Source organism: Pseudomonas violetae, assembly GCF_023072615.1.
Classification (GTDB): domain Bacteria; phylum Pseudomonadota; class Gammaproteobacteria; order Pseudomonadales; family Pseudomonadaceae; genus Aquipseudomonas; species Aquipseudomonas violetae.
In genome coordinates this window covers 369,472-382,223 of record NZ_JAKNRW010000001.1, presented here as the reverse complement: position 1 = coordinate 382,223, position 12,752 = coordinate 369,472, and the positions used below count along the sequence as shown (strand labels likewise).

Annotated in this window: 11 protein-coding genes; 4 read left to right on the top strand and 7 right to left on the bottom strand. The window is 54.7% G+C overall.

The genetic code is table 11. The annotated features are described in order from the left end of the window. Positions 1–61: 61 nt before the first annotated feature. The 4 genes from L9059_RS01735 to L9059_RS01720 form a co-directional block, all read right to left on the bottom strand. The gene (locus L9059_RS01735; RefSeq protein ID WP_247286467.1) at positions 62–1,300 is read right to left on the bottom strand and encodes a hypothetical protein; all 1,239 of its coding nucleotides are present in this window, start codon (positions 1,298–1,300) and stop codon (positions 62–64) included. 12 nt (positions 1,301–1,312) lie between these two features. Continuing rightward, positions 1,313–2,002 (bottom strand): hypothetical protein, encoded by a 690-nt coding sequence (locus L9059_RS01730; RefSeq protein WP_247286465.1) that lies wholly within the window; start codon positions 2,000–2,002, stop codon positions 1,313–1,315. 315 nt (positions 2,003–2,317) lie between these two features. Then, positions 2,318–3,454: a toprim domain-containing protein gene (locus L9059_RS01725; RefSeq protein ID WP_247286463.1), complete on the bottom strand. Its 1,137-nt coding sequence runs from the start codon at positions 3,452–3,454 to the stop codon at positions 2,318–2,320. A 245-nt stretch (positions 3,455–3,699) separates the two neighbouring features. Then, a complete protein-coding gene (locus tag L9059_RS01720; protein ID WP_247286462.1) occupies positions 3,700–4,431 on the bottom strand; it encodes a hypothetical protein in 732 nt (243 codons plus the stop codon). 464 nt (positions 4,432–4,895) lie between these two features. Here L9059_RS01720 and L9059_RS01715 point away from each other — a divergent pair, with 464 nt between their 5' ends. From L9059_RS01715 to L9059_RS01700, 4 genes are all read left to right on the top strand, one after another. Beyond that, on the top strand, positions 4,896–5,231 hold the full coding sequence (locus tag L9059_RS01715) for a hypothetical protein (RefSeq protein WP_247286460.1): 336 nt from the start codon (positions 4,896–4,898) through the stop codon (positions 5,229–5,231). A 2,490-nt stretch (positions 5,232–7,721) separates the two neighbouring features. After that, positions 7,722–8,735 (top strand): hypothetical protein, encoded by a 1,014-nt coding sequence (locus L9059_RS01710; protein WP_247286458.1) that lies wholly within the window; start codon positions 7,722–7,724, stop codon positions 8,733–8,735. Between the two features lie 23 nt (positions 8,736–8,758). Beyond that, positions 8,759–9,829 (top strand): ParM/StbA family protein, encoded by a 1,071-nt coding sequence (locus tag L9059_RS01705; RefSeq protein ID WP_247286457.1) that lies wholly within the window; start codon positions 8,759–8,761, stop codon positions 9,827–9,829. Next, positions 9,822–10,418, top strand: coding sequence for a hypothetical protein (locus L9059_RS01700; RefSeq protein ID WP_247286455.1), 597 nt, complete (start codon positions 9,822–9,824; stop codon positions 10,416–10,418). The genes L9059_RS01705 and L9059_RS01700 overlap by 8 nt, the downstream gene beginning before the upstream one ends. A 262-nt stretch (positions 10,419–10,680) precedes the next feature. Here L9059_RS01700 and L9059_RS01695 read toward each other — a convergent pair whose 3' ends face one another. The 3 genes from L9059_RS01695 to L9059_RS01685 all read right to left on the bottom strand — a co-directional run bounded on the left by L9059_RS01695 (position 10,681) and on the right by L9059_RS01685 (position 12,667). Further along, the gene (locus tag L9059_RS01695; RefSeq protein WP_247286453.1) at positions 10,681–11,094 is read right to left on the bottom strand and encodes a hypothetical protein; all 414 of its coding nucleotides are present in this window, start codon (positions 11,092–11,094) and stop codon (positions 10,681–10,683) included. A gap of 71 nt (positions 11,095–11,165) precedes the next feature. Then, positions 11,166–11,714 carry a hypothetical protein gene (locus tag L9059_RS01690; RefSeq protein ID WP_247286452.1) on the bottom strand — a complete coding sequence of 183 codons (549 nt, stop codon included), beginning with the start codon at positions 11,712–11,714 and terminating at the stop codon, positions 11,166–11,168. Beyond that, positions 11,711–12,667: a hypothetical protein gene (locus L9059_RS01685; protein ID WP_247286450.1), complete on the bottom strand. Its 957-nt coding sequence runs from the start codon at positions 12,665–12,667 to the stop codon at positions 11,711–11,713. The genes L9059_RS01690 and L9059_RS01685 overlap by 4 nt, the downstream gene beginning before the upstream one ends. Positions 12,668–12,752 lie beyond the last annotated feature (85 nt).

Genomic DNA, 12,752 nt, shown 5'->3' with positions numbered 1-12,752 from the left:
CAGACCCGAAAAATGGACGTAAAAAAGCCCCGGTTTATCGGGGCTTTTTCATTTCCGCAGGTCAGGCGCGAAATTGGTGAGCTTGGCTCGATTCCGATTTGAGAGGGTGTACGTTGTTGCGTGGTGGTTCTGTGAATTCGCCGTCGGCAATATCGCTTTCATCTGCAACACCTGGGATGTCTTCTGGTTCATCGAAGGTCAGCTGCATTAAGACCCGTTCCATCGCTTCGGCGGAATCGAACTCCGCTGCCGGGAAGTCTGCTGGCATGTCTACACGATCGAGGATGTGTTTCAGGTCGTGGTACAACAGGGTAGGGCGCACGCGCATCAACTTTACCAACTCGAGAAGTAGCTTCTCGTTCTGGGCGACTGCGGCAGAACACCGCTGGCTTACGTTGCTGCGGATCAGCATCAGGCGGTTGGCCTTCATCAGCGCTTCGTCGTTGGACGCCGGCTTGAAGAAATTACCCTTGTTGGTGAGTTGTAAGTACCGAAGAGCCAAATCGTCGAAGTTTTGAAGATCGTCCATTGCGGCGTCAGAAGCGGTTTTCATAAGCAGCTGCTCAGCAGCGCTGCCGATCATGAGCATGTGCATACGCCAGAAAATCATGTCGGCGGTGGACAGGAGGTTCAGGTCTGTAAAGATCTTGGCCGTTCGCGCATTGAGGTTCAGTTGGGCATTGAACGACTCAGCAATGAGGCAGTTGCTGCCCTTGTAGGCAATGATTCGAGCGGCCTGGTGGACCATCAGCCGATTCTGATCAGCCATGGTCACCTGAAAAGCCGGCCGTTGCTCTGCAGTTGGGGTGAATGCAGCAGGTAGCGCGAGCGAGGTACTGGCCACGCCGCCTAAGACGTCCTTCGACGGTGTGGTTTTAGGTCGAAGGCCGGATGCCATATAACCAACAGCCAACAATATGGCCACGCCGACGGATGTGGCCGTGTAGAACGTATTCTCTGTGACCAAGCGATATGCCGGACCGGCGCAAAGGTAAGCCCCCAGGCAGACAGAAGCGGTGACCCAAACGAAGGTGAGGCCGCGCTGGAAGCCTTCGCCTACGGCGGCGACAACGTTGCCGGACTTTGCCTTCGCGATAGAACTGACCATGAAGCCAAAGCCAATCAGGAGGGACAGGACAATGGCTGAGAGCGTTGCGAAGCCTACGAGTTCTGCTGGCTTATCAACCGTGACGTAGCGCGCAGCTACGTAAAGGCCGACGGTAGCTCCCGAAAGGACAAACGGGAAGAACCAGGCCGGGAGCATCCGGCCTGCATCTTTCAAATTATTCCAACTGCTCATTGTCCCGCTCCGTTACAAAGTGACTGTGGCGACAGCTTGCGGCTGCTGAGATTTATGTTGTTGGGGTGTAGCACCCGACTTCTTAGGCCCTTTTCCTTTGCCACCGCTGTTTTGCTTGTTGCCGGCAGAATTTGCCTGGCCATTCGCTTGCCCTGATTTAGGCTGCGGGGACTGTTGAACTGGTTGTGGTTTTTGCTGCGGTTTTGCCTGAGGCTTTTCCGCTGCTTTAGGCTGTTCAGGCGCGGGCGCTGCTGTGGCGGCGATAGGAGTCTGGGGGACGGCCGCGACAACAGTCGCCTTGGTTTCCGCAGGCTGGCTTGTTTGTTGAGGCGCTGGGGCTGGCTTGCCGCTTATGGCACCGGCGTTCGTTTGCTGTTGGCGCTGTGGAGCGCCCCGGCGCTGCTGTGCATTACTGTTCGTTCGGCCGCCACGACGTGAGTTCACATCCGCGTCCTTCTCGACCTCGGCGAGGCCGTCTTCGAACTGAGCGATATGCTTCTGGAAGCCTTCGGTGGCTTGGCGGTATTGCTTGCGGCCTTCGACGGTTGAAACACCGGCGAGATCTCGCAGGCGCTGGTCCAAGCGGGAGACACGGATGGCGAGGCTGTACATCGCTGCAGTCCTTTCACCATCGATGCGGAGTACCCTCTCCGGAACCGAGGGAGCTGTGCTTTGGCGAGGAGGATTCGTTTCGTTAGCCATGGGCTGTTTCCTTACTGGTGAGGGCCATATGTTCTCAGCCAATCCCAACCAGCAGCGCGTTGGGTGCATGAGATGAAAAATTCGTTCACGTCATTTGCATGACTTAGGTAGCTGGCGCTGTCGTCCGGGACGAACAAACCCCAAGCGTCTATCCAAGCGAGTTGGAATATTTTGTGAGGGAAGTAGCAGACTTCGATGTAGCGGTACTCGGGGGCCCGCAAGTACACCTTCGAAACGAAGAGAACTAGGAATACTAGGGCAACAATTTGTAGGGATTTAACGATCGGACCGGACGACGACCCCTGCGAACTCGATTCAGCCATGAATGGCATCCTTGGTAATGGTGAATAGAAGCCCGGTCCGACGCTGCACCAGCGGGATGGCTTGGGCGACCGGCATCCCGGCGGAAACCAAGCTGCCAAGAATCCTGACCGCTTCGGTTTCCTCGTCGACGGCAATGCCCAAGCTTGAGCTGAAGTCCAACCAGCGCCGGGCCGAAACTGGAGTGAGCCCTTTTGCGATTGACCTGACCCTGGCGATCGCACGGAGGTCTGGTACCCGCTGCTCCATTAACGATGCGCAGTAGCGGGCCAGGTACTCACCAGCATTGACCCTGCTTTCGATCAGCTGGCGAAGTTCGTCCTCTCTGCCGCTCGTTCGCATGGCATCTGCGTCATCCATTCCCTGACCGAGGGTGATGATGCTGAGGGTGATTCCTACAGCTTCAGTTTCGCGAATGGACGATAAGGCGCCTTGGTACCCAGCGTGGTCGCCGTCAACCATTTGGGCTGCTTCGGTCACGCCTTGGCTTGACAGATAAAGAGCCTGTGCACTGTTGATCGACGATTGGCCAATAGCTGCGCCCCAGAAGCCGATGAGTTGTAAGGCCCACGCATCCAGGGTTCCTTCGACGCAGATCAGAATCGTTTTCTGACGTTTCTTGAATAGATAGGGGATGTCTTTCGACGACATCGGGGAGAACCGATATTTCGGATTGGATCTAGGCACGCCAGCGCCAACAGGCAATCGACCCCAAATCCTGACTTCGCCGTCTGGATGTGGCCAGTATCCAATGACCCGGCCTTCCATTCCGGACCAGATCTCGTCAGGTGTGGCGTCGTTGAAACACACAATTCCACAAGCGCGAGCTTCCTCTTTGCTCACGCCGAACGAGTGCAGAAGGGAAAGCACCTCATCGTTGGTCGTAAACACGCCAAGCTTCATCTCAACCATTACCGCGTCTGAGTAGCCGCGTGCTTTTTGAAACGCATCGAGGATGGGCTTGTTGCGGGAAGCGAGGAGTTGGGTTGCGTGGACGATCGCCTTCCCTGTCGTGAGGGGAGGGCGGCCAGACGGTTGGTTGGATGTTGGGCGTTGCTCGTTTTGGCGACTGTCTGGCGGTTCCACGCCTACAGCCTCGCAGAGCGCGCGCAGGATGTCCTTTTGTGACATGTTGGTTTCTGCGAGCGCATCCCATATGGATGTATACGGGCTTGTGCAGTTATCCTTTCGGTTGCACTGAATCCCGTTTCGGTGCGGGTAGTAATACGCGCGGTCCTTCTTACATATAGGGCAGTCGAGAACGTACGAACCATTCGCTGAAATGGGCTTGGGGCGTAGGTGGTTCAACAAACCGCGGTCGACCGCGTCTAGTTGGGGGTACACCTTAGTTTTAATAAAGTCGCCAATCGAAAGGGTCATTCGCTCGCGGCCGCCATTTCTTTCCCTGTCAGTGCCTGCAGAACCTGCGGACTGATGCCTTGGTCGATTGCGATCTCGCAGAGTTTGCGATTCAACTCGCGACGAACCTTCCATACCTGTCTTTCGCAGAGCCCAAGCATTGAGCACATGTCCACAGAACAGTGCTGTTCGAGAACGGCGAGACGCAAGATCTGGTATTGGCGATGGGTAAGAAAACGGCGAAGTTTTTCGACGTGTTGGTGTCGCAGCTGCAAGCCCTCGTCGCTCAGAACGATGCCGTCAGACAGGAACTGGGGAAGTGCCGACAGACTGTCGGTGTAGTTTGAAGCGGTGTTTTGGTAATCCGGCTGCAGGCCGTGAGCGCGGGGTGCGTAATCGAGAGCGTCCAAGTCGGCAAAATTGTACGTTCCAGTTCCTGGAACCTCATCGATGATCAGTGCGCATCCATATTTGCGGATATAGGAAAGCGCATAGCCGATCAAGCACCGACCACGACCCTCGGGAGAGCCGTCTTGGTAATTCTTAATGGCGCTTTTCGTTGCGTCAAAGAGCCCAGGGTAGAGAATCTGCAGAAGCTCCTCGTCATCAAGACGAAGGGTTATCTTCGAGCGGATTTCTGCTACCCACTGCTGTTGGGATTCGGCGTGTATGACGAATGCCCACGGGTCTAGATTCAAGAACTGCTGGCAGGACATGCCCGCCAACCAATTGTTCCTAACGAGGCGCATGCCTCCCTCCTCCGATCAGACGATCGGCTCCTAAGCGCAGATCCAGTCCCCTGGACTCTGCTTTGCTCGGCAGCCACGACAGCTACCGACCCCCTTCTACATACGGTGAGCACTGCTCTCCCGCTTGGCTCTTCGGTCACCCCGTAGGTGTGATCCAAAGTAATTGCGGCGATTCTATTGGCGCCTGATGTCCCAAGCAACCCAAAACAGGGTCACATTTTTCGAGCAAAAGGGTCCTAACGCGTTGAATTTGGTACATCAGGTACTCAAATGTGCGCGTTAGCGTTCAGTGCGAAACGCGCTAGAGGCCCCGCCCTGTAGGAAGATTGACGCTATTTATCTGACGCTAATGGCACAACACTGGCCACCGGACGGGCGTGATGGCACCGTACTACCGTTCGTCGTCACCCTGGAAAATAAAGCAGTCGCCGTTATGTTGAGCGCTAACACAGCGAGGAGCGGTCATGATCAACGTTTGTAAGCAGGCAATCTCAGCAGCCCGCGAGTCGGAAGCTGCAATCCAAAACCACTTGCGTGGTTGGGCGGTTATTAAATCTGGCGACCTCTGCTCATTGGTTGTTTTGACCTACAGTGACGGCGGCAGCGTCAGCGCCCACGTTGTCTGGGCGGGTGCCGACCCGCTCGGCTCCATCCAACTCGTCGCCGACCATTTAAATGAAAAGATCGGGGCGGCACCGGAACTCCTTGGTGCTCTGCTCAACGTCTATCACAAGGGGGCACCAACGCAGGGCCTGTTGACGCATGCGGTCACTACTGTCTCAGTACAAACGCTTCAGTGAGGCCGGTTCGCTACGAGAGGTGCTCGCAGCCATTCTTGACTGAGGGGCACCGGATCGCCTTAAGGGTGTGGACGGATGCACCCATCGGTGCCCCCCACTGAGCCGCGGCGTAATTGGTGCCTCTATTCCCCTTGCTGAAAGCGCCTTCTTATATAGAGGGCAAGCATTCACTGTATCTGGAAGGTTGCGAGCTCTATAAGAGCCAGTCGCGAGCCGGTTGCTCTGTGCCTGGCGGTTAAAGCACACCCAGGCAGATCTGCGATCAACAAGCCGCCCATAGAACCCGTTCAATTGTCACGCCCTGTCGGGGGGCGGGCGCCTTTACCAGCTTGAACTGGCTGATTCGGTGTTGGTGACAATTTCGCCCTGCGGCCAGCTGGCAGGACACGGAACACTTAATCGAAACCGAGCAGAGCGCGGCATCGATAGCCCGATCTTCTTTTGCTGAAGCGTTGGCGCCGCGCCAAAACTGCGTATTGGATCGGCGCGGACAACCGCGAATCGATTTTAAACGACCGACGACGGAGTCTTTCCATGCGGCCACTTGCGCTGGGGCACACAACCAGATTGCTCGGCAGATCGCATCATGACCGTTAGTGCGCACAGCTGAGCAATTAACTCGTGATTGGCAACGCGTACATTCCGCGGGGAGGGTAGGGGGTCAACTTATGCCCCGAGTGTCTGCGCATTTCCCCTCACCCCAAAGGCTCAACGGATGGCTCCATGAGGGCATGTCTGATCGTTGAACCCTTCGTGAAATAACCTGCCAGGGCGTACAGAAGAGAGGGGCAACGCTGTTCTCACAAGGTGGGTTAAAGCGAAATGTTGGGACGATGCCACCTGCTGCTTGAGCAGGATCGACCCCAACCTGGCTTCATCGAGATGTGATGGGAAGTGTTCCAGTTCATAGATAGCCGGAGTCGATCGCATGACCACAAATGAGAGAACCAAAAAAAGCGACCAGGTTGTCGGTCACGGTTGGACGCAACCCGAAGGCGTTGGTAGTTCGTAGAGGCGCAGCGTTGGTGTCCGGGTCCGGAAGCAAATGTTGCTCAAGGCGACACCGCATTAGTCTCGGCTGGAAGATTGGTTGCGCGGGAACATGCGTTAGTCCATAGGAGTGCCACGTCTGAAACAGTTGGGAATATGCGGACATGCTTTCTGTTTGGGGAATAAGTCAGTTTCCATCTACACGCCGTGCAGCGTTGGAATGTGGTCGGCCGCCAGTCCAAGTTCTAGGAGTCGCATGCACCTCGCCCGGATCGCACTTGCCGAAGGCGCCAGGCGCGAGCCTGGCCAGCGGTGTCCGTGTCGCCTGCAAACTAGCGCTAAACGCTCCCCGCCAGTTGATTCGGAGCATCACTCAAAGAGGCTCACGACCACCGCGCTTTTAATGCGCGGAGGTGGAGGTTCGTCTCGCGGAAGCTAGAAGAGTTGACCGTGGAGACTCATCGTTTGTGCAGTAGGTTGGTTCGTTACTGCTGAGCTCCGGGATGGAGGATGACCGGAATAGCGAATTGGCGGCACGCGTCGACAACGGTCTGATGAATGTAGTGGGTGTGCGTATGCGCAGGTAAGGCCAGTGCGGTGGTCTTGTTCTCTGCTAAAACTAATAGAAGGGATGTGAGGGCTGCAGCTTTGGTGTTGCCCTGCAGAGGAATGCTTATGACACCCTGCCCAAGTATCCGGTATCCATGCGGGACGGGTAAGGAGAGTTCAGGAAGCAACAAGGAGGTGACGTGGGATACCGTTGCGGTGGTCATGGTTCCTAGACGGTAGGCGTCAACGTTGCTGCGGAGCCAAAACTTCCGATGACCGCCTGTCTCCCCATCAGGAATTAGAACCCCACCTGATGCTAATCGAAGGAGGGTGCTCCGGTGGATCCCCAGCAGTGAACACACCTCGACGCCATTTAGCTGATCCAGCGGACTGATTACGGATTCAAAACTCTGACCACGTTTTGGCATTCGGTATCTCTTGTAGCTGCTCGCTGCAGCGAAAAACAAAAATCGCAATTCCATCGCCACAACAAGTCCATTTAGGTCCACGGCATAGAATTACATTAGACGGCGGTTTAACGAAAAACGCGCCCGGCTTGATGAGTTCTGCATCCCTACTCAATCAACAAATAGTACTCCTGTATGGGCGCTTTCAGGACGCATTTGCGCCTAAAAACATCGTATAGCGGCGACGGAATTCCGTGCGGGGGTTTTGGGGTGCGGTTGTAGGAAATTGCAGGATAATGCTCGGTGTGTCGTGGACCTTGATCGGCGTGATGTCGGGTTGTTGTGGTGCATACGCCAAAATCATCGAGCGTAATGAAAACCTGTTTTCGGTCATGTGAAGGTGGGTTGTCGGTACGGGTCTAGGATGTTGCGAGATGGTTGTGGGGCAGCTGCGAGTCATTGCGGTGGTGTAAAGGAAATTGGGGGGCGGTCAGACGTCCAGTCTGCATCCAAAACATCGGAAACGTGGATTTAGGATAAAGAATTGCGTAAGAACATCCGGGACGCGGATTTGTCAGGGCCATTCATCGAAAGGCAGACCGAGCTGACAACGAGGCGCCAGCAAACCCTTCTTCAACTCATCGATCGAATGGCATTCATCAAGGAGGTATTGGTAGCGACATCTCGAAAGGTTCTGGGGTACCAAGACAGTGAACGAGTCCGTCGCCATGCTGCTGGCTGGCAACTGATGTGGATGTGGAGGAGCAGTAGGACCCCTAACAAGGTATCGGGAATCGAGGTCTATCTTTCGAAGGGAAGCAGGGGCAAGGACTTCCAACAGGTGTCATTGCGAAGTAGGGAGGAGCGGCTTCGACATATGGAGCCATTCCTTGGGAGAAAGGCGGCGAAAAATTTCTCACGCGATCTCGATCGTTTTTTTGAGGTGGCAGGGCGGGCCGTCGGCTGGATCAATGCGTTTCGATCCGAGGATCTGGGGGAGTTAATTCCCCGTTCTAAATCTTACGGATTAGACCGTTGGATTGCGGCAGTAGGTGAAGCATGTGAAATCAGGAGCAGTCTCGCCTCAGGCGTTGTTGAGAAATTCTTCATGCTCGACGAGGAGTTAAATCAGGCCGTTTTTGAGTTCAATGAGGCGCGACAACCGGTAAGATTCCGTTCGATTATTTGTAGGCGTGAATGTCCCAAGCTTGACCCGCTTTCACCGGCCGAACCACGTTACAGGGTCGTCGAGTATTTCGATCGGCGGACCGGTAAACGACGGAGCCGAGATGTCAGATCCTATAAGAAGCGGCTTCAAATTCAGAAGGTCCGTGAAAAGCTGAAGCACGATTTAGGAAGAGACCCGACACAGGAAGAGGTTGATTGGATCGTAGCTTCGCAACGAAAAAGGATGCCTTCTCCTTGGTTGACCGGAGACCTGATTTCTCACTGTCATTTGGGGAAGCATTCAGGAAGTATCGTGAGACACCAAAAAAAACTGGCTTCGATTTTGGATGAGTGGGATTCGTGCAGAACCCTGATCCGGTCGTTGCTGTAGGTAGAACGTAGAAGGAAGAGATAATGTCGCAGACCATTGATCAGCTGATCGCTATCGACCTAGGTAATGGAACCACCAGCTACATTGCAGGGGCTGGCGAAATCAGAGGCTCGTTTGCCTCGCTCGTCGCGCCCGCTCAGTCGAACCAAGGCCTGGGCAGCGGTTTCAGTCGGGAAATGTTTAAGCCCAAGCTTGGTAATTTTTATGTCGGTGATGACTGCAGAGAGGACGGGGCAAGCACTCGGAGCACCGATTCCAGTTACTACAGTTCCGATACCATCCGGGTACTCTTTCTTAAGGTACTTAAGGATGTGGGGCAGGCGCGCCCTATTATTGTCACCGGACTCCCGACGGAGTTTTTCTACGCGTTAAGGTCTGACTTTGCTGCCGACTTGAAGAAATGGGCTATCGAGGAGGGGTATCAACCAGTCAGCGTGACCGTACTTCCACAATACGTCGGTCCCTGGTTCGATCCGGATCTGCTGGATTCACAGGGCGAGCGAATCAACCCACGGGTAGTTATGGAAGGAAAGGTCGGGATCATTGATATCGGCCAAGGCACCATCGACGCAGGGCAGTTCTCAGACGGCAAAGTGAGCACCGACACAAAGCTCCGCTTCGGCGAATCGAAGGGTGTTTCAGACATCCATAAGCGTCTGTTCACCCAGCTCCAGGATATTGACTCCCTGAACGCACTACTGCCTGCCAAAGCTCGGTTACCGAAAGAGTTCGAACTCGACAGTCAGACGAATGAATACACCATGGATATCTGGCTTCGTAAGGGGTATATCCCATGGCGCGGCAATCGGATCGATATCGAACCGATTAGTCTCCCTGCTCGCCAGGAGTTCGCGGACAATACGTTGCAGCGTTGCATCGGTGCGGTCTGGAAGAAGACAGATTTCCTTGCCGGTATGGTAACTGCAGGTGGCGGGGCAATCGTCCTTGGAACGAAGCTGCTTGAGAAGTACATCAACACGAAGATCTATATGGCCAAGGACCCGGAAAACTCGATCGTCCGTGGATTTCACCGCTTCTACGTGACTCAAAATTTCAAGGATCACGCAAAAGTGAAGGTGGCGGCCAGTGACTGAGATGCCAAGCATATCAATCCGGGATAAGCTCGTGCCTGGTTCACACGACACGCTGATTGAGGTGTTAGGCAAATACCCACGCCAAGCTGGAAACCAGGTTGTGCTCGCCATGTCTGAGGCATGCCTTGACCTTTGGCCGGTTACCGAAGCGGATTACAATGTCGCGGAAGAAGTTGAGTTTCAGCGGGTAAAGATTACGCTTCAGGAAGACAAATATCCCAAGCTTTACGCTCTCTACCGCTCCTTACCCAAAGGGGTGAAGGGCGTGGCAATAATCAACCTGCTAAACCGCCATCAGATGCTCCGGCAGGTGAACCCTGGTCTTGTGACAGAGGCGCTTAATAAGGCCTTGGCGCTGAAGCAGGGTGGGCGCATGGCGGTAACCACTGGTGGGGAGATCGCTGAGAAGAAGGAACCGCCGGCAGCCGATGTAACGCTGATGGTTACTAGAGAGGCAGGATTAGCTCCACGATCTCTGAGTGAAACCGCGACAGAACAGGTTCACAAAATGGTTGCGTCCGATACGCCTATCATGACGCAGGAGGTCGATGACCCTTTAGCCGATCTTCCCCCTATGAATTTCGCCTAAGTTCACTCGATCCAAACGTCTAGCAGCCCTTCTTGCAAAAGGGCTGCAATCCTCACTGCCCCGTCCCATGTAGAAAAGCATCCCACCATTTTCTCTAATTCATTTTTGTCAGCCGAGCACGTAAGTAGGGGAGGGGTCACACGACCGTGTCCGATCAGACTGGTGGTCCCGCGGTTCAGACTGAAAACGTGACATCCATCCCCGACGCGCTCCACTTCTAGAAGCATCTGCTGCACGGCAGACTTTGTTGTTGTGCCCATCACTATTGCCCCTGCACCCAAAACACCCCATCAGTTACGAAGAGCCGGATTTTCGGCCTATGGTTCGCAAACCACTGTAGGGCATAACGCACGAACCCTGGATTGTCAGCTTCGATTGGAGGGTCAATATTCGCTACTCGCTGCCCGACGGTGTACTCAACCTGATAGTCCGTACCGTCGTGAGTTAAATGCAGGTCGACAGCAACCCCGTCGAAAGCAGGTAGCGCAAGAGCCAACTCACCAAGCCATTGAGCAAAGTCTTCAAGCGCAAGGCTGCCGTGTGCGCCGGTCTGCGCATTGCCCCCCGAACGTTTCAAAAACGGATTGGCTGCTGAGGGCCAGTTCTGCACCAACTGGTTGGCAGAGAAGGCGTCTTCTTCCTGAAGATATGCAACGTCGACGTTATAGGTTTGCATGACTGGTCTGCTCCGAAACGGAATCAAAATTTACACTTCGCTGGTGGTGGCACGGATCAAAGAGCAGCACATTAGGCAGAACGAACCAATGACCTACGGTACACCTTCATGCTCGACATCCAACCAGCGGTCAGACATTTGATGGGTGGAATGCACATACCTTCCCCCGCAGCCTCGTGTATCTCAGCGCAGAAGGTAGCCGTCTTGGGGATCGGGAAAATCCCGTTTGCCCCCAGCTGCTCCAGGATGGCGAGCGAGTCGTCCCCGGACAGGCTTGGAAAGATCTCAATGGCCTGGAGAATGAGCGCCTCGTCCTCGATCACTGGCAAGTGCGGCACGAAAGGGAATTTGGCTTGGGCAAGTTGCAGACCTGGATACGCTTCGAGTGTGTCGCCGCGTGCTGGGGCAACAAACGCAATTCGCTCCAGCACCTTCGCGGGGGTGAGCGTCCATGGATTAGGGCTTGCCACCTCTGAGGCTGAGGAAACCAATTCGATACCGAAGGGTACCAAGCCACCACTGGGACCTGACCCGTCGCAACGGATCAGGTTACCCAGGGCGTCAAGCTGGTAGGCAGGGTAGGTGCGTCCATCTTGCTGAAACATCAGTTCGCCAATCATTTAGAATTTTGGATCTCTTGAAATGTTTCGATAACAGCTTGAACGCCTGTCTCGATAAAATACTGCCCGTAGTAGGAGTAGCGCGACGGACCTGGAGAATAGGCATCCTCTGGAATAGGTAGATCCCGATACTCTCCGCCCACGTCCGCCACAATTGCGCCTTGGACACGCTGAACACTCGCAGCGTCGTTCTTCTGAGGCAGCCACGCACGAGTAACTTTACCTTCGGGGTTGACCAAGAAAACCATTGTCGGCCAGTAGTCGAAGAAAGGGCTTCTCTCATCAGACATACCACCTTGTGATGCAATGACATCCTTTTGGCCGGCCGCTTTCAAATCCGTTCCAAAGACCAGGTAGGGCGAGATCCATTCCTTGAACGAGAGACTTGTGCCCCCGGCAAGCCGAGCCGCCGGCGACACAAAGTAATTGTTCACACACAGCCGGAAAGCTCTCTCGCACGGCTGATTGTTATACGTCAGCCAATAGCCTTTATAGGCATCGTTCACCGGCTTAAGTGATCCCGGAATACTGTCGTAACCCAGAAAATTCAACTCAACGTTGACGTTGTTCGCCTTAAGCCACTTGCTGATTCCCCCAATGAAATTGCTGTCTTGTTTCGCCCGCTCGTGGGCGGCATCTGCTCGGGCAAACCCCTTACGCAGATACTCAAGATCATTCCGCGGGGTTTTGTAGTCCGAATAGACATTGGAAGCGACCCAGAGGGACCAGCCCTTGGGCTTCCACTGTGCCTTTTCAAAAAACCAAGCCTTTCCAGACTGAGCAGATTGGTCTTGAGCGCTCTTCAACGCTTGAACTGGGCCTGGCAGCATAAAGGTCGGTGCGCCTACAACCTCGCCCCCGATCCACCCGGCAAACGTCGGTATTTCAGGCTTGTCATCACCGCAGCCGGCCACTGCAACCGCCAGCAGTGCCACAAGCATCAATTTTTTCATTTTCCATCTCCGTGGTTTGGATATGAGCCGGTATAACGGCCCGCACCAGAATTCCAAGCCCAATCCTCGCATTTTATTGCTAAAC

Coding starts and splice junctions, on each gene's coding strand:
- L9059_RS01735 (WP_247286467.1), bottom strand. CDS start 1,300: ATGAGCAGTTGGAATAATTTGAAAGATGCAGGCCGGATGCTCCCGGCC.
- L9059_RS01730 (WP_247286465.1), bottom strand. CDS start 2,002: ATGGCTAACGAAACGAATCCTCCTCGCCAAAGCACAGCTCCCTCGGTT.
- L9059_RS01725 (WP_247286463.1), bottom strand. CDS start 3,454: ATGTCACAAAAGGACATCCTGCGCGCGCTCTGCGAGGCTGTAGGCGTG.
- L9059_RS01720 (WP_247286462.1), bottom strand. CDS start 4,431: ATGCGCCTCGTTAGGAACAATTGGTTGGCGGGCATGTCCTGCCAGCAG.
- L9059_RS01715 (WP_247286460.1), top strand. CDS start 4,896: ATGATCAACGTTTGTAAGCAGGCAATCTCAGCAGCCCGCGAGTCGGAA.
- L9059_RS01705 (WP_247286457.1), top strand. CDS start 8,759: ATGTCGCAGACCATTGATCAGCTGATCGCTATCGACCTAGGTAATGGA.
- L9059_RS01695 (WP_247286453.1), bottom strand. CDS start 11,094: ATGCAAACCTATAACGTCGACGTTGCATATCTTCAGGAAGAAGACGCC.
- L9059_RS01690 (WP_247286452.1), bottom strand. CDS start 11,714: ATGATTGGCGAACTGATGTTTCAGCAAGATGGACGCACCTACCCTGCC.
- L9059_RS01685 (WP_247286450.1), bottom strand. CDS start 12,667: ATGAAAAAATTGATGCTTGTGGCACTGCTGGCGGTTGCAGTGGCCGGC.